This window comes from Bradyrhizobium sp. JHI2711 (assembly GCF_056156565.1).
Genome location: NZ_JBPZPT010000002.1, coordinates 627,664 through 644,165, shown reverse-complemented (window position 1 = coordinate 644,165; position 16,502 = coordinate 627,664). Strand labels below are relative to the sequence as shown.

Below are 16,502 nucleotides of genomic sequence, written 5' to 3'. Positions count from 1 at the left end.
CCGGAGGCGCATCCCATGGAGACCGCAGCCAATTCCGGCCACAAGGGCGCCGGCAAAGAACCTCGTCATCTGCTGTGACGGCACCGGCAACGAGATCTCGGAGAACATCTCCAATGTCCTGAAGCTCCATTGCTGCCTGCGCAAGACGGACAAGCCCTCGCCGCGACAGATGGCGCCTTCGACTCCGGCGGCCGTCACCGCAGCGCCACCCGTAAACAGCTCGCGCGCCCGTTAACCGTCCATTAACCAACGCACCCTAGCCTGCTGCAATCGTCCAGCCATCACTAGCTCGAAATCCCTTCCCGGTTCGCTCCAGGAGAAGCGCGGATGTGCGTTGAGTTGTTGACGTATGCCGATCTCGGTGCCCGCCTCAATGTCTCGCGCGAGGCCGCGCGGGCAGTGGCGCGGCGTCGGCGGTTGCCGCGCTCGCGGTCGGCTGACGGCAAGGCGGTGGTGAGCGTCGATCTCGCCGCTCTCCGCTACACGCCGCGCCCGCGACGAGCCCGCCGGGCAGATCCCATCGCGACCTCCCTGGCCAGGATCGAGGCCGTCAAGACCGAGGTCTTCAAGGCGGAGATCGCGCGGCTCGAATCCGTCGCAATCGCCTACAGGGCCGTGTTCGAGCGCGAGCGCGAGCGCGCCGATCGCCTCGCCGTCGAGCTGACGCAGGCGGCCGCCGAGACCAAGGCCGCCAATGCATGGGCGGCACGACTGGAAGACGAAGTGACGGCGCTGCAGAGCGATCGCCGCCCTGGCGGGACGATCGCGGGATACGCGGCGCGCCGGTTGGGCCATCTGGCCGCTTTCATCGTGCAAGCAGACCGTGCGGCTAGAGCGCGATGAGATTGGGATGAATCGTCATCGCGCTCCAGTTTTTTGTTCGAGCATGATCTTTTCGGAAAACCGCTTCGCACTTTTCCGGATCATGCTTGCAGCTAGCACGCGAGACTTTCTTTAGTCCCCGGCTTGCCGGAGCAATCGCGAGGGAAGAATGACTGGCAATACCGATATCCATGAAATGAAGGCCCGCATCGTCGTGTTCGGCGTCGGCGGCGCCGGCGGCAATGCCGTCAACAACATGATCGCGGCCGGGCTGCAGGGGGTCGAGTTCGTGGTCGCCAACACCGACGCGCAGGCGCTGGCGATGTCGAAGGCGAAGCGCCTCATCCAGCTCGGCACGAAGGTGACCGCAGGGCTCGGCGCCGGCTCGCAGCCGGAACTGGGACGCGCCGCAGCCGAAGAGGCGATCGACACGATCCGCGAGCAATTGACCGGCGCGCACATGGTGTTCGTGACGGCCGGCATGGGCGGCGGCACCGGCACCGGGGCTGCACCCGTCGTTGCCAGAATCGCGCGCGAGCTCGGCATTCTCACCATCGGCGTGGTCACCAAGCCGTTCTACTTCGAGGGCCAGCGCCGCATGCGCTTTGCCGAAGCCGGCATCGAGGAGCTGCTGAAGACGGTCGACACCCTCTTGATCATCCCGAACCAGAACCTGTTCCGGGTGGCCAGCGAGAAGACCACGTTCGCCGATGCCTTCGCCCTTGCCGACCAGGTGCTTTATTCGGGCGTGGCCTGCATCAGCGACCTCATCGTCAAGGAGGGCCTGATCAATCTCGATTTCGCCGACGTCCTCTCCGTCATGAAGGAGAAGGGCAAGGCCATGATGGGACGGGGCGAGGCTTCCGGCGAGAAGCGCGTGCTCGCCGCCGCCGTCGCCGCGATTTCCAATCCGCTGATCGAGAATCCCTCGATCAAGCGCGCCAGTGGCCTCATCATCTCCATCACCGGCGGCAAGGATCTCATGCTGTACGAGGTCGACGAAGCCGCGACCCGCATTCGCGACGAGGCCGACCCGGACGCCAACATCATCGTCGGCGCGTCCTTTGACGAAAGCTTAGAGGGCATCGTCCGCGTCTCGGTGGTGGCGACCGGGATCGACAATCTCGATCCGGCGCAGGCGCACCCGGTGGAAACCGCCCTCACCCAGCTCGCCGGCAGGCTGCGCAACGACGGCCGTCGCATCGCCGATCGCATCGAGCGCAGTGCCCCCCTGCCGCAAGCGGGAAACCCGCCGCTCCGCCCGCAGCCGCACCACCCCGTGGGCCCACCGGCCAGGCCGGGCCTGGACCATGCGCGGCAGGCGGCGCTTCAGCCGCTCGATGCTTACGGCCGCGCGCCTGCACGCAATGCGCCCGACGAGGCCGTTCTCGATATTCCGGCCTTCTTGCGCCGCGCGGCCAACTGAGCGGGTCGGGGGAGTTACCTGCTCGGCAACCAGCGAGCCCAACAACGGCTCGTCATCCCGGGGCGCGACGAAGTCGCGAGCCCGGGATCCATAACCACCATCGTGAGTATGGATTCCGGGCTCGCGCCAAGAGGCGCGCCCCGGAATGACAGGGTAGAGCGTGCACAGCGCGCCGATGCTTCACGCCGCCGTGCAGTGCGGCTTCTCTGCTGTTTCCTTCTTGTCCGTTTCCTTGTCGCGGGACAGCCAGGCCGGAAAGCGAAGCAGGCGTTCGTTGGTGTCCTTCGGCAGCTCGATGGGCGGGGCTTCAACGGCCGAACTCGGCAAGTCCAGCGCCGCGTGGCCGGATCGCACTGCATCCGCGCGCTGATCCAGTTCACGCAACAGGGGATCGAGCACGCTGTCGACCTCGGTCGCCACCGACACCAGGAAACTATTGAGCTCGCGCGCTTCGGGCACAACGGCCGCCGCCGATTCGACCGCCCTGGAGAGACCGTCCACGACAGGTGCAAACGCTCCGGCGGCTTGCTTGATTCGCGTCTTGATCAGTTCGATCTCGCTCAGGACGCGCTCACGCTCCCGCCTTTTCTTCTCCTCAGAAAGGCGGGCTTCAATTTCGGCGATCTGAGCCGTCAGGGTCGTGGCTTCGGATGCGAGCGCATCGCGTCTTCCACGCGCGCGATCGAGATCGCGGCTGAGATTGTCCACTAAGTCGTCCCTTGCGAACATGGCTTTGCTCCGTAGGACAGGCGTTCTGCCCTGTAGGACGGCCCTGGCGCGAACCGCCAGCCTCGCCACCGACCGGATGGCCGGATCGGCCGAAACAGGCATCAACTTCCGCCGCGTCACATGGGCCGACATGGTGATCCCCCATCGTCAACATTAGGCAACCGCATGGTTAACAAGAGGTTAATGTCAACAGAATGCTGCCATTGGGGCTGCATGCCGGCGGCGTCTCCTTCCTCCCCTCGCTGCCACCCATTTTCCGCTATACTCGCCCGGGTAGCATCCCTCGGAGGCGCATCCCATGGAGTCCGCAGCCACCGCCGACCACAAGCCCGCCGGCAAAAACCTCGTCATCTGCTGTGACGGCACCGGCAACGAGATCAGCGAGAACATCTCCAACGTCCTGAAGCTCTATCGCTGCCTGCGCAAGACGGACAAGACGCAGCCCAGGCAGATGGTGTTTTACGATCCCGGGGTCGGCACCATGACGGAGCCGTCGACGTGGGGGCGCTGGAAGGCCAACATCAAGCTGGTGTGGGGGCTCGCCACCGGCTACGGGCTCGATGACAACGTGCTGTCATCCTATTGCTTCCTGGTTCAGCACTACGCGCCCGGCGACAGGATCTATTTGCTCGGCTTCTCGCGCGGGGCCTACACGGTGCGCGTGTTGGCGGGGCTGATCCACAAAATCGGTCTGATCTCGCCGGAGCAGGCGAACCTCGCCGGCAGCGGCCTCATCGCCTACAAGCAATATTCCGGCAGCGGGCGCGGCAACGACGTCGAGGATATCAAGAACATCGTGTTCGACGAGAGCGGGCCGCTGCCGAAGGACGAATTTGATCTCGCCGCGCAGTTCGCGCGCATCACCTCGACGCGCTGGCCGACCATCCATTTCGTCGGCGTCTGGGACACGGTGGCGAGCGTGATCGTGCCGCGCGCCGACCGCTTCTACTGGCCGAGCCTGGAGGAGCTCGCCTTCACGCTGCGCGACCCCAGCATCAGGATCTTCCGGCAGGCGATCGCGATCGACGAGCGGCGGCGCATGTTCCGCCTGAAGCCCTACGCGGAGCCGCAGGAGTTCTGGAGCAACCGCTACGTGCCTGACGAGAAGAAGGTGCCGCAGGACATCATGCAGGTGTGGTTCGCCGGCGTGCATTGCGACGTCGGCGGCGGCTATCCGGAGGCCGAGAGCGGCGAGTCCAAATATCCGCTGCTGTGGATGATCGACGAGGCCGAGAAGGCCGGGCTGAGGTTCAACCCGCGCACGGTGAACCAGCTCGCCTGGGGCGTCCAGCGCAAGAACTCGCCGTTCACCTACGTCGAGCCCGCTTATACCGGGAAGAGCGGCATGCTGCACGATTCCATGACGGCGGCCTGGCGCGTGCTGGAGTTCTTGCCGAAGCGCGCGAAGTACCGGGAATGGCCGGCGCGGAAAGTCTATTTCGGCTTCTACATCCCCGATGGCGAGCCGCGCCTGATCCCCGAAGGCGCACATGTGCATGAGAGCGTGCTGAAGCGCATGACGGTGGAGCCGGACTACCGGCCGGTGAACCTGCCGAAGGATTATGTGACGGTGCCGATGCCGGTGCCGCCGGGGGTGGAGCTGGGGGCGGAGGTGGAGGGGGTGACGGGGTGACTTCCCTTCTCCCCTTGTGGGAGAAGGTGGCGCGAAGCGCCGGATGAGGGGTTGTTGCCGCGCGTGGGACCGTTCGCGAGGATAGAACCCCTCACCCGGCTTCGATGCTTCGCATCGAAGCCACCCTCTCCCACAAGGGGAGAGGGGAAGCGCACTCCGCTACCGCTGCTTTTGCCTTTCGCTGACACTTTTCGTTAAAATTCTCGGGCGCGGCTTAGGGGGATCGCATCAACTCTTTTCCATGATTGGGACAGATCAGCCGCCGCGACCTGCGGAGTTGGAGGAGACGTGCCAATGCATCCGCGCAAGTTTGTCCGTGTGAAGCCCGCGGGCCTGGTGTCACGCCAGGCCAAGATCATCACCGACCCGCGCGCGCCCGTGATCCCGTGCACGCTGATCGACTATTCGCCCGGCGGAGCCTGCGTCGATCTCGGCGGCCAGGTGGCGATCCCCGATCGCTTCGAGCTGCTGCATGTCAACACCAAGAAGCGCTGCCGCATCGCCTGGAAGCGCGGCACGCGCGTGGGCGTGGTGTTTTGAGGGAATAGCGGCCGGTTGCTGGCCCTGCCTTTTTGGCAAGGACTCGCCTTGGAGAGATTTTCCCTGCAGCCATCCTTCGAGACGCCCGCTTTAAGCGGGCTCCTCAGGATGAGGGTGGAGTCCGCGGCGGCAGTTCTCGACGGGCACCGGCGCCGATGAGCCTCATCCTGAGGAGGCGCGTAGCGCCGTCTCGAAGGACGAGGCGTGCGCGCTGGCCGCCGCCACATCTCATCTTCAACAGCCCCGCCCCTTGCGCTGCAAACGGTCAGCGTCTTCGCGCATGACTGACGTGGCGGGGTCGGCTAGATTGCGTCCCTAACAACAACAACGAATTGTCCGGGGAGGACAGGCGTGTACCAGGGACGTGTCGTGTTCGGCGCGATCGAGGAGGTCGTGTTCGGCCATCCTGCGGCCGGGGCCATCGTCGCGCAGATGGACCGGCTCGGAACAAGCCGCGCCTTCCTGATGGTGTCGGGGACGCTGAACCGGCAGACCGACGAAATCACGAAAATCAGGGAGGCGCTCGGCTCCCGCTGCGCCGGCCTGTTCGACGCCATGCCGGCGCATACGCCGCGCGAGGCGGTGATCGCGGCGACACAAGCGGCGCGAGCAGCGGAGGCGGATCTGATCGTCACAATCGGCGGCGGTTCCATCACCGACGGCGCCAAGGCGGTGCAGCTCTGCCTTGCCAACGGCATCGACGATATCGCCGGCATCGACCGCATCCGCGTGCACAAGGGCGTTGCGCCCGAGATGAAGGCCCCAATCGTGCGGCAGGTCAGCGTGCCGACCACGATCGCCGGCGGCGAGTTCTCATCGATCGCTGGTGTCACCGACCGCGCCGCGCAGGTGAAGCAGATGCTGCGGCATCCGCTCGCGGTGCCGCGCGCGACCATTCTGGATCCTGCCATCACCGTGCACACGCCGGAATGGCTGTTCCTGTCGACCGGCATCCGCGCCATCGACCATTGCGTCGAGGCGATCTGCTCGCGCGAGACGCATCCTTACGCCGATGCGCAGGCGGTGAAGGGCCTCGCCATGCTCGCCGACGCGCTGCCGCGGGTGAAGGCCGACGCTAGCGATCTCGATGCGCGGATGGACGCGCAGATCGGCACCTGGCTGTCGATGGGCGCACTTGCCGCCGGCGTGCCCATGGGCGCGAGCCACGGCATCGGCTACGTGCTGGGCGGGGCATACGACGTGCCGCACGGCTACACGTCCTGCGTCATGCTGCCGGCGGTGATGCGCTGGAATGCGCGCGACAACGCCGAGCGGCAGATGATCGTCGCGGCTGCCATGGGCTATCCCGGCCGCAATGCTGCCGACGTGCTCGATGCCTTCATCCGCTCCCTCGGCATGCCGCGCAGCCTCGCCGACGTGCGCATCGCGCCGGATCATTTCAATGCGATTGCGGAAGCCGCGATGCGCACGAACTGGATTCCGCGCAACCCGCGCAAGATCGAGGGCCCCGCCGATGTGCGCGAGATCCTGCTGCTTGCCGCCTGATCGACATCCGGAGGATCGATGTACACAGGTCACCACGCCCGCCTGCGTCCGCTGCAGCCCGCCTTCATCATGGCGGCGACCGGCGAGGCCGTCACCTATCGCGACTTGGAGGCGCGCAGCAACCGGCTGGCGCACTTGTTCCGCCAGCACGGCTTGAGGCGGCTCGACCATTATTCGATCTTCATGGAGAACAATGCGCGTTATCTCGAAGCCTGCGGCGCGGGCGAGCGCTCCGGGCTCTACTACACCTGCATCAACTCGTTCCTGACGCCGGGCGAGCTCGCCTATCTGCTCGTCAACAGCCAGTCGAAGATTTTGATCACGTCGATGGCCAAGCTCGCCATCGCGCGCGAGGCGATCGAGGCTTGTCCCGACATCAAGCTCTGCATCGTCGCCGACGGCCCGGGCGAGAGCGAGCGCATCGTTGGCCTATCGGAGGTGACCGCCGGCCTGCCGGCAACGCCGATTCCCGACGAGTGGCTCGGCACCGCCATGCTCTATTCCTCCGGCACGACGGGACGACCTAAGGGCATCCTGCGCCCGCTGCCGGAGGAGAAGCCGAAGCACAATCTGCCGCTGTTCGATTTCCTGTTGAGGCTCTGGCACTACCGCGAGGGCATGGTCTACCTGTCGCCGGCGCCGCTCTATCATTCGGCGCCGCAGGCGGCCGTGAACCTCACGATCCGCATGGGCGGCACCGTGATCATCATGGAAAGCTTCGATCCCGAGCGTTACCTGCAGCTGGTCGAGCAATGGGGCATCACCCACACGCAATTGGTGCCGACGATGTTCTCGCGCATGCTGAAGTTGCCGGAGGAGGTGCGCGCCCGCTACGATCTGTCCTCGCTGGAGATCGCCATCCACGCCGCCGCGCCCTGTCCGCCGCAGGTCAAGGACGAGATGATCAAATGGTGGGGACCGATCATCCACGAATATTACGGCGCCACCGAAGGCCTCGGCTTCACCGCCTGCAACAGCGAGGAATGGCTGGCGCATCGCGGCACCGTCGGCAAGGTGCTGCTCGGGGACCTGCACATTCTCGACGAGAACATGCGGGAATGCCCGACCGGCACGCCCGGCCAGGTCTGGTTCAAGACGGCAACGCCGTTCGAATATTTCAACGATCCCGAGAAAACCAAGGAGGCGCGCTCTGCCGATGGGAGCATGAGCACGGTCGGCGACGTCGGCTATGTCGATGCCGACCGCTTCCTATACCTGACCGACCGCGCCACCTTGATGATCATCTCCGGCGGGGTGAACATCTATCCGCAGGAATGCGAGAACCTCCTGATCACCCACCCCAAGGTGGCGGACGCCGCGGTGTTCGGCGTACCCAATGCCGATCTCGGCGAGGAGGTGAAGGCGGTGGTGCAGCCGATGCCCGGCGTGGAGCCGGGGCCGGCGCTCGCCGAGGAGCTGATCGCGTTCTGCGCAAAGTCGCTGTCGCGGCAGAAGGTGCCGCGCTCGGTCGATTTCGAAAAGGAATTGCCGCGGCTGCCGACCGGCAAGCTGTACAAGCGGCTGCTGCGGGACCGGTACTGGGGGAACAAGGTCTCGCGAATCGTGTGAGGGTTTCCGCTACGTAAGGTGCGCAAGCAAGCGCCATACACGCAACTGTCTTCCCGGGGCGCGACGAAGTCGCGAGCCCGGGACCCATAACCCCAGGAAGGAGTTGCGGCATGGGCTGGCAACTCCGAGTCTTCGCCAAACTCCTCCCTGTGGCTATGGATCCCGGATCGGCGCGCGCTGAGGGCGCGCTTGTCCGGGATGATAGCGGAGGTTGTTGAGGCGACCTCGCGCAAACTCTCACAGGAATCGCGTCTTCGCACCTGCACTCTCACATCGCGAGACAAGCGCCCGAGATATTCCGTCATCCGAATTGTCGAGAGCGCAGCTGGCCTTGCGGGTTGCCTCGCTGCACGCGCCTCGCTATCGTCGGGATAACAGGCCGCAAAAGGCCGAGGTCCAGGGAGGATGAGCATGCGGAGCGTGTGGGCGCTCGCCGCAATGGCGGCGTTATCTGTGCTGACGGCCTCAACTGCCACGCTCGCCGGCGAGCCCAAGCAGGGCGGCATTTTGCGGATGTATCACCGCGACAGTCCGGCCAACGCCTCGATCCTCGAAGGCGCGACCTATTCGATCAACATTCCCTTCATGGGGGTGTTCAACAATCTCCTCATCTACGATCAGCACATCGCGCAGAACAGCCCCGATACGCTGCGGCCGGACCTCGCCGAAAGCTGGTCCTGGAGTAGCGACAACAAGAAGCTGACGTTCAAGCTGCGCCAGGGCGTGAAATGGCACGACGGCAAGCCGTTCACCTCGGCCGACGTCAAATGCAGCTTCGATCTGTTGATGGGCAAGTCGCAGCAGAAGCTGCGGCAGAATCCGCGCAAGGCCTGGTACAGCGAGGTCAACGAGGTCACGACCAACGGCGAGTTCGAGGTCACCTTCGACCTGAAGCGGCCGCAGCCCTCGCTGCTGGCGATGCTCGCCTCCGGCTACACGCCGGTCTATCCCTGTCATGTCTCGCCGGCGGACATGCGCACCCATCCGATCGGGACCGGGCCGTTCAAATTCGTCGAGTTCAAGGCCAATGAATCGATCAAGCTGACGCGCAATCCCAATTATTGGAAGAAGGGCCTGCCCCATCTCGACGGCATCGAATACACCATCATCACCAACCGCTCGACCGCGATCCTGGCCTTCGTCGCCGGCAAGTTCGACATGACCTTTCCGACGCACATCACGATCCCGCTTTTGAAGGACATCAAGTCGCAGGCGCCGAACGCCACCTGCGTCGTCGAGCCGACCAACGTCTCGACCAACATCATCGTCAATTCGACCTCCGCGCCGTTCGACAACATCGACATCCGCCGCGCGATGGCGCTCGCGCTCGACCGCAAGGCGTTCGTCGACATCCTGTTCGAAGGCCAGGGCGACATCGGCGGCACCATGCTGCCGCCGCCGCAGGGCCTCTGGGGCATGCCGAAGGACAGGCTGGAGACCATTCCGGGCTATGGCCGCGACATCAACGCCAACCGCGAGGAAGCCAGGAAGCTGATGCAGAAGGCGGGCTATGGTCCGGACAAGCGCCTCGCCGTGAAAGTCTCGACGCGCAACATCGCGGAATATCGCGACCCCGCCGTGATCCTGATCGACCAGCTCAAGACCATCTATATCGACGGCGAGCTCGACGTCGTGGAAACAGCGAACTGGTTCCCGAAGGTCGCGCGCAAGGATTACATGCTCGGCCTCAACCTGACCGGCAATGCCGTCGACGATCCCGACCAGTCGTTCTACGAGAACTATGCCTGCGGCTCGGAGCGGAACTACACCAATTATTGCAACAAGGAGATCGAGAAGCTGTTCGACGTGCAGTCGCAGGAGACCGACATCGGAAAGCGCAGGCCGCTGGTGTGGGACATCGACAAGAAGCTGCAGGAGGACGTCGCCCGCCCGATCATCTTCCATGCCCGCGCCGGCACCTGCTGGCACCCGCACGTCAAGGGCGTCACGATCATGTCGAACAGCTCCTACAACGGCTTCCGCTACGAGGATGTGTGGCTCGACAAGTAACGCAACGCTAACGGCTGGCGCGGAGGGCGGTGCATGTTTGCCTATCTGGTGCGGCGCCTGTTCCTGATGTTCGTGACCCTGTTCGGGATCTCGGTCGTCATCTTCTTCCTGCTGCGCATCGTGCCGGGCAACATCGTCGACATCCTGTTCGCCGCCGCCGGCTATGTCGATCCCGCCGACAAGGCCAATCTGGAGAAGGAGCTCGGCATCGACCGTCCCCTGATCGTGCAATATTGGCACTGGATCAGCGGTTTCATGCGCGGCGATTTCGGCTTCTCCTATGTCTCGGAGAAGCCGGCGCTGCAGGAGATCCTGCCGCGAATTCCGATCACGGCAAAGCTCGCCGGCCTCGCGCTGCTGTTCTCGGCATCGATCGGCATTCCGCTCGGCGTCATCAGCGCGGTGAAGCAGGGCACGAAGCTCGACTACGCGCTTCGCGTCGTCAGCCTCAGCGGGCTGTCGCTGCCCTCGTTCTGGCTCGGCCTTCTGATCCTTACAGCGTCGGTGGCGATGTTCGGGCAGATGCCGATCTTCAATCCCAATCCGAAGACCTGGCTCGAGGCGTTCGCGACCTACGCCGTGCCGGCCGCCGCCGTCGGCTTCCGCAGCGCGGCGCTGACCATGCGCATCACGCGCTCCTCGATGCTGGAGGTGCTGCGGCAGGACTACATCCGCACCGCCCGCGCCAAGGGCGCATCCGAGGCAGCGGTGAACTATCACCACGCGCTGAAGAACGCGATCCTGCCCGTGATCACGGTGATCGGCATCGAGGCGGCGTTCCTGATCGGCGGCCTGATCGTCACCGAGACCGTGTTCAACATCCCCGGCGTCGCGCGCTTCCTGGTGGAGGCGATCCGCTGGCGCGACTATCCGATCGTGCAGAACCTCGTGATGTTCATCGCGGTCGTGGTGGTGTTCGCCAATTTCACCGTCGACATGCTCTACGCGGTGTTCGACCCGCGGATCAGGTACACGGATTAGGAGATCAGCTTGGCCGCGATCGACTTCGACGTTGAGCTGAGGCGGGCCGGGGCGCATGCGACCGGGGGCTGGCGGCGCGTGCTGTTCATGGCGCAGCGGCACGTGCTGGGCGCGGCCGGGCTCGTCATCATGACATTGTTCGTGCTGACGGCGATCTTCGCCGATGTCATTGCGCGCTATGATCCGCTGACCGTCGATTCCGCCCGCGCGCTGGCGCGCCCGAGCTGGGCGCACTGGATGGGCACCGATTCCTTCGGCCGCGACGTGTTCAGCCGCATCATCCACGGCGCACGGATCTCGCTCGCGGTCGGCATCGGCTCGACCGTGCTCGGCGGCACCATCGGTGTGATCGTCGGCCTTACCTCGGGCTATCTCTCCGGCTGGTTCGATCTGGTGTTCCAGCGCGTCTCCGACGTGCTGCAGGCGCTGCCGCTCCTGGTGCTGGCGCTAGTGATGACAGCCGCGCTCGGGCCCTCGCTGCCGAACGTGATCATCGCCATCGCCATTCCGCTGATCCCGACGGTGGCGCGCGTCATCCGAGCCAACACGCTGGCGCTGCGCGAACAGCCGTTCGTGGAGGCCGCCAAGTCGATCGGCATGAGCGAGATGCGAATTGCGCTGCGCCATGTGCTGCCGAACACGCTGGCGCCGCTGATCGTGCTGGCGACGGCGCAGCTCGGCTCGACCATCCTGACCGAGGCTTCGCTGTCCTTCCTCGGCCTCGGCATTCCCGAACCCTATCCGTCGTGGGGACGCATGCTGTCCGAATCCGCCGCCGAATATGTCCGCACCGCGCCGTGGCTGGTGATCTTCCCGGGCGTCGCGATCAGCCTCGCAGTGTTCGGCGCCAACCTGTTCGGCGACGCCCTGCGCGACATCCTGGATCCGAGGCAGCGCGGCTGATGGCGGACAAGACCGATCTCGTGCTCGACGTGAAAAACCTGAAGACGGTGTTCTTCACCAATTCCGGCCTGTTCAAGGCGGTCGACGACCTCTCCTTCAGCGTGAGGCGCGGCGAGACGCTGGCGATCGTCGGTGAATCCGGCTGCGGCAAGAGCGTCACCGCGCTGTCGCTGATGCGTCTCGTGCCCGATCCGCCCGGCCGGATCGTCGGCGGCTCCGTCTCGCTGGAAGGCACCGACCTGCTGGCGCTGGATGAGGCGCAGATGCGCGCGGTCAGGGGCAATCGCATCTCCATGATCTTCCAGGAGCCGATGACCTCGCTCAATCCGGTGATGCGGATCGGCGACCAGATCGTCGAGGCGGTGCGGCTGCATCGGCATATCTCGGCGAAAGAGGCGCAAGGCATCGCGGTCGAGATGCTGCGGCTGGTGCGCATCCCCGAGCCGGCGCGGCGGGCGCGCGAATATCCGCACCAGCTCTCCGGCGGCATGCGCCAGCGCGCGATGATCGCGATGGCGCTGGCCTGCCGGCCGGCGCTCCTGATCGCGGATGAGCCGACCACCGCGCTCGACGTCACCATCCAGGCGCAGATCCTGGCGCTGATCCTCGACCTGCAGAAGGAGCTCGGCACCGGGCTCGTGCTGATCACGCACGATCTCGGCGTGGTCGCGCAGACCGCGCAACGCGTGATCGTGATGTATGCGGGGCGGAAGGTCGAGGAAGCCAGCGTCGAGGCGCTGTTCGCCGCGCCGAAGCATCCCTATACGCGCGGGCTGATGGCCTCGATCCCGGCCGTGCCGGCTTCCGGCGCCGCTGCGCAGGCGCGGCTCAACGAAATCCCCGGCACGGTGCCATCGCTGGTGCGGCTGCCGCAAGGCTGCGCCTTCGCGCCGCGCTGCAAGCTCGCCATCAAGCGTTGCGAGGCCGAGTATCCGCCGCTGGCCGATTGGGGCGGCGGGCATCTGGCCGCCTGCTGGCGCGCCGAAGAAGTCGCGGAGGTGGCATGACCGAGGCGCTGCTCGAAGTCACCGACCTCAAGAAGCACTACCCTGTGCGCGCCGGCGTGTTGCGCCGGCAGGTTGGCACCGTGCACGCGGTCGATGGCGTCTCGTTCGCGCTCGGCACCGGCGAGACGCTCGGCCTCGTCGGCGAATCCGGCTGCGGCAAGTCCACGGTGGCGCGCAGCGTGCTGCGGCTGGTCGAGCCGACCTCGGGCCAGATCCGTCTCGACGGCGAGGACATCACGCATCTGTCGAAAACGGCGATGCGGCCGCATCGCCGCTCGATGCAGATCGTGTTCCAGGATCCGTTCGCCTCGCTCAATCCGCGCATGACCGCCGGCGACATCGTTGGCGAGCCGATCGCCGTGCACGGACTTGCCACAGGCAAGGAGCTGGAAGCCCGGGTCGCAACACTGTTCGAGCAGGTGGGATTGCGGCCTGACCAGATGCGCAATTTCCCGCATCAATTCTCCGGCGGTCAGCGCCAGCGCATCTGCATTGCCCGCGCGCTGGCGCTGGGGCCACGCCTGATCGTCTGCGACGAGCCGGTCTCCGCGCTCGACGTCTCGATCCAGGCGCAGGTGATCAACCTTCTGATCGACCTGCAGCGGCAGCACGGCTTTTCCTATCTCTTCATCGCGCACGACCTCGCCGTGGTCGCTCATATCAGCCACCGCGTCGCCGTGATGTATCTCGGCCGCATCGTCGAGATCGCCGACAAGGACGAGCTGTTCCGCAATCCCCGGCATCCCTACACCCAGGCCCTGCTCGCCTCGGTGCCGGTCGCCAACCCGCTGGCGAAGAAGCTCGCGCCGCTGGTCGACGGCGACGTGCCGAGCCCGGTCAATCCGCCGTCGGGCTGCGCATTTCACACCCGCTGCCGGTTTGCGATGGAGCGGTGCAAGACGCAGCGGCCGGCGCTGGTGGATGCCGGAGACGGGCATCAGGTGGCGTGTCTGCTCAATGACGGGACGGGGCGAGGCCGCTAAGGCGGGCTCATAGAAGAAATGTCAGCTCCTGAGGGAGGAGCGGAAATCTTCTGCTCGGCAGAGCGTTACCGCTTTTGACCCAAAGCGGACCTCAAGGGGCTATATGGGATCATCCTCACATGGAAATGACCAGTAAGGGCGGCTCTCGAGATTTGCGGGCCCAAGCCGATGCACCTCGCCCGCCAAGCAGGCGTGACAGGGACGGCGGCACATCCAAAGGATCCGGACAAGAACCTTGAAGTAGCGCAAAAATTTTTGCAGGTCCTCTTGACTAGAAATCCGCGTATTCCTAGGTCGTTTGCCGCCCGGGGGCCGGTTCCGGACCCGGATTTTGGACATCGCTGAACCTACCCAAGGAGGATGTGCATGCATTTCCGCCCGTTGCACGACCGTGTGCTCGTGCGTCGCATCGATGCCGAGGAGAAGACCGCCGGCGGCATCATCATTCCCGACACCGCCAAGGAGAAGCCGCAGCAGGGCGAGATCATCGCCGTGGGGCCGGGCGGGCGAAACGAGCAGGGCCAGCTCGTGCCGCTCGACGTCAAGGTCGGCGACCCGGTGCTGTTCGGCAAGTGGTCGGGCACCGAGGTCAAGATCGACGGCGAGGAGCTGTTGATCATGAAGGAAAGCGATCTTCTCGGCGTGGCCGAGCAGGCCGGCACGCTGAAGAAGGCGGCGTAACGCTGACAGTCATCGAACGGAAAGGAGTTTAACAACATGGCTGCCAAGGACGTGAAGTTCGCGACCGAGGCCCGCGAGCGCATGCTGCGGGGCGTCGACACACTGGCGAATGCGGTGAAGGTCACGCTCGGTCCAAAGGGACGCAACGTCGTTATCGAGAAATCGTTCGGCGCTCCCCGCATTACCAAGGACGGCGTCACCGTCGCCAAGGAGATCGAGCTGGAGGACAAGTTCGAGAACATGGGCGCCCAGATGGTGCGCGAGGTCGCCTCGAAGACCAGTGATCTCGCCGGAGACGGCACCACCACGGCGACGGTGCTGGCGCAGGCCATCGTCAAGGAGGGCGCCAAGGCCGTCGCGGCCGGCATGAATCCGATGGACCTCAAGCGCGGCGTCGACCTTGCCGTGGATGCGATCGTCGCCGACCTCAAGTCGCACGCCAAGAAGATCACCTCTAACGACGAGATCGCCCAGGTCGGCACCATCTCGGCCAACGGCGACACCGAGATCGGCCGCTTCCTGGCGGATGCGATGCAGAAGGTCGGCAATGAGGGCGTGATCACGGTCGAGGAAGCGAAGAGCCTGCACACCGAGCTCGAAGTGGTCGAGGGCATGCAGTTCGACCGCGGCTACATCTCGCCCTATTTCGTCACCAACGCCGAGAAGATGAAGGCCGAGCTCGAAGATCCCTATGTGCTGATCCACGAGAAGAAGCTGTCGGGCCTGCAGGCCGTGCTGCCGCTGCTGGAGCAGGTCGTGCAATCCGGCAAGCCGCTCCTGATCATCGCGGAGGAGGTCGAGGGTGAGGCGCTGGCGACGCTGGTCGTCAACCGCCTGCGCGGCGGCCTGAAGGTGGCAGCCGTCAAGGCGCCGGGCTTCGGCGACCGCCGCAAGGCGATGCTGGAGGATATCGCGATCCTTACCGGCGGCACCGTGATCTCCGAAGATCTCGGCATCAAGCTCGAGAACGTCACCGTGAAGATGCTGGGCCGTGCCAAGAAAGTGGTGATCGAGAAGGAGAACACGACGATCGTCGACGGCGCCGGCGCCAAGAAGGACATCGAGGCGCGCAGCCAGCAGATCAGGGCGCAGATCGAGGAAACCACCTCGGACTACGACCGCGAGAAGCTGCAGGAGCGCCTCGCCAAGCTCGCCGGCGGCGTCGCGGTGATCCGGGTCGGCGGCGCGACCGAGGTCGAGGTCAAGGAGCGCAAGGATCGCGTCGACGACGCTCTGCATGCGACCCGGGCCGCGGTCGAGGAAGGCATCCTGCCGGGAGGCGGCGTGGCACTGCTGCGCGCGCTCAAGGCGCTCGACGGCGTCAAGACCGCCAATCCCGACCAGAAGGCCGGCGTGGACATCGTGCGCCGCGCCATCCAGGTCCCGGCGCGGCAGATCGTGCAGAATGCGGGTGAGGACGGCTCCGTCGTCGTCGGCAAGCTGCTCGAGAACCAGACCTACACCTGGGGCTTCAATGCCGCGACTGGCGAGTACCAGGATCTGGTGCAGGCGGGCGTGATCGATCCTGCCAAGGTCGTCCGCACCGCCTTGCAGGATGCGGCCTCGGTGGCCTCGCTGCTCATCACGACCGAAGCGCTGGTGGCCGAGAAGCCGAAGAAGACGGAAGCGCCGAGCGCTCCCGCGATGGACTTCTAAGGACGGGCGAGCCTGGCCGAGCGGCCGGGCTCGTTTGCCATGGATCTGTGACTGTG

Annotated in this window: 14 protein-coding genes and 1 pseudogene; 14 read left to right on the top strand and 1 reads right to left on the bottom strand. The window is 65.3% G+C overall.

Going from position 1 to position 16,502, the window contains the following annotated elements; translation table 11 throughout:
- Positions 1-31: 31 nt before the first annotated feature.
- The 3 genes and pseudogenes from ACTEK7_RS15525 to ftsZ form a co-directional block, all read left to right on the top strand.
- A pseudogene (locus ACTEK7_RS15525) lies at positions 32-211 on the top strand (phospholipase effector Tle1 domain-containing protein); the annotation flags it as partial.
- Between the two features lie 116 nt (positions 212-327).
- Positions 328-843: a hypothetical protein gene (locus tag ACTEK7_RS15520; RefSeq protein WP_225147490.1), complete on the top strand. Its 516-nt coding sequence runs from the start codon at positions 328-330 to the stop codon at positions 841-843.
- Positions 844-991: 148 nt separating this feature from the next.
- Positions 992-2,248, top strand: coding sequence for a cell division protein FtsZ (gene ftsZ / locus ACTEK7_RS15515; RefSeq protein ID WP_225147491.1), 1,257 nt, complete (start codon positions 992-994; stop codon positions 2,246-2,248).
- A 180-nt stretch (positions 2,249-2,428) separates the two neighbouring features.
- Here ftsZ and ACTEK7_RS15510 read toward each other — a convergent pair whose 3' ends face one another.
- Positions 2,429-2,977: a hypothetical protein gene (locus tag ACTEK7_RS15510; protein WP_225147492.1), complete on the bottom strand. Its 549-nt coding sequence runs from the start codon at positions 2,975-2,977 to the stop codon at positions 2,429-2,431.
- 298 nt (positions 2,978-3,275) lie between these two features.
- Here ACTEK7_RS15510 and ACTEK7_RS15505 point away from each other — a divergent pair, with 298 nt between their 5' ends.
- From ACTEK7_RS15505 to groL, 11 genes are all read left to right on the top strand, one after another.
- Positions 3,276-4,610 carry a DUF2235 domain-containing protein gene (locus tag ACTEK7_RS15505; protein WP_474808920.1) on the top strand — a complete coding sequence of 445 codons (1,335 nt, stop codon included), beginning with the start codon at positions 3,276-3,278 and terminating at the stop codon, positions 4,608-4,610.
- Between the two features lie 294 nt (positions 4,611-4,904).
- Positions 4,905-5,150: a PilZ domain-containing protein gene (locus tag ACTEK7_RS15500; protein ID WP_036020176.1), complete on the top strand. Its 246-nt coding sequence runs from the start codon at positions 4,905-4,907 to the stop codon at positions 5,148-5,150.
- 351 nt (positions 5,151-5,501) lie between these two features.
- Positions 5,502-6,656, top strand: coding sequence for an iron-containing alcohol dehydrogenase (locus tag ACTEK7_RS15495; protein ID WP_225148578.1), 1,155 nt, complete (start codon positions 5,502-5,504; stop codon positions 6,654-6,656).
- Positions 6,657-6,674: 18 nt separating this feature from the next.
- Positions 6,675-8,225: an AMP-binding protein gene (locus ACTEK7_RS15490; protein ID WP_225148579.1), complete on the top strand. Its 1,551-nt coding sequence runs from the start codon at positions 6,675-6,677 to the stop codon at positions 8,223-8,225.
- Positions 8,226-8,636: 411 nt separating this feature from the next.
- Entirely contained in the window at positions 8,637-10,235 is a 1,599-nt protein-coding gene (locus ACTEK7_RS15485) for an ABC transporter substrate-binding protein (protein ID WP_036045376.1), read from the top strand.
- Positions 10,236-10,268: 33 nt separating this feature from the next.
- On the top strand, positions 10,269-11,216 hold the full coding sequence (locus ACTEK7_RS15480) for an ABC transporter permease (RefSeq protein WP_057025974.1): 948 nt from the start codon (positions 10,269-10,271) through the stop codon (positions 11,214-11,216).
- 9 nt (positions 11,217-11,225) lie between these two features.
- On the top strand, positions 11,226-12,119 hold the full coding sequence (locus ACTEK7_RS15475) for an ABC transporter permease (protein WP_036020171.1): 894 nt from the start codon (positions 11,226-11,228) through the stop codon (positions 12,117-12,119).
- Complete coding sequence (locus tag ACTEK7_RS15470) at positions 12,119-13,126, top strand: ABC transporter ATP-binding protein (RefSeq protein WP_036002031.1); 1,008 nt, start codon at positions 12,119-12,121, stop codon at positions 13,124-13,126. The genes ACTEK7_RS15475 and ACTEK7_RS15470 overlap by 1 nt, the downstream gene beginning before the upstream one ends.
- Entirely contained in the window at positions 13,123-14,109 is a 987-nt protein-coding gene (locus tag ACTEK7_RS15465) for an ABC transporter ATP-binding protein (RefSeq protein WP_225148580.1), read from the top strand. The genes ACTEK7_RS15470 and ACTEK7_RS15465 overlap by 4 nt, the downstream gene beginning before the upstream one ends.
- Positions 14,110-14,475: 366 nt before the next feature.
- Positions 14,476-14,790, top strand: coding sequence for a co-chaperone GroES (groES, locus tag ACTEK7_RS15460; protein ID WP_225148581.1), 315 nt, complete (start codon positions 14,476-14,478; stop codon positions 14,788-14,790).
- A 36-nt stretch (positions 14,791-14,826) separates the two neighbouring features.
- Positions 14,827-16,446 carry a chaperonin GroEL gene (groL, locus tag ACTEK7_RS15455; RefSeq protein WP_225148582.1) on the top strand — a complete coding sequence of 540 codons (1,620 nt, stop codon included), beginning with the start codon at positions 14,827-14,829 and terminating at the stop codon, positions 16,444-16,446.
- The last annotated feature ends 56 nt before the right edge of the window (positions 16,447-16,502 follow it).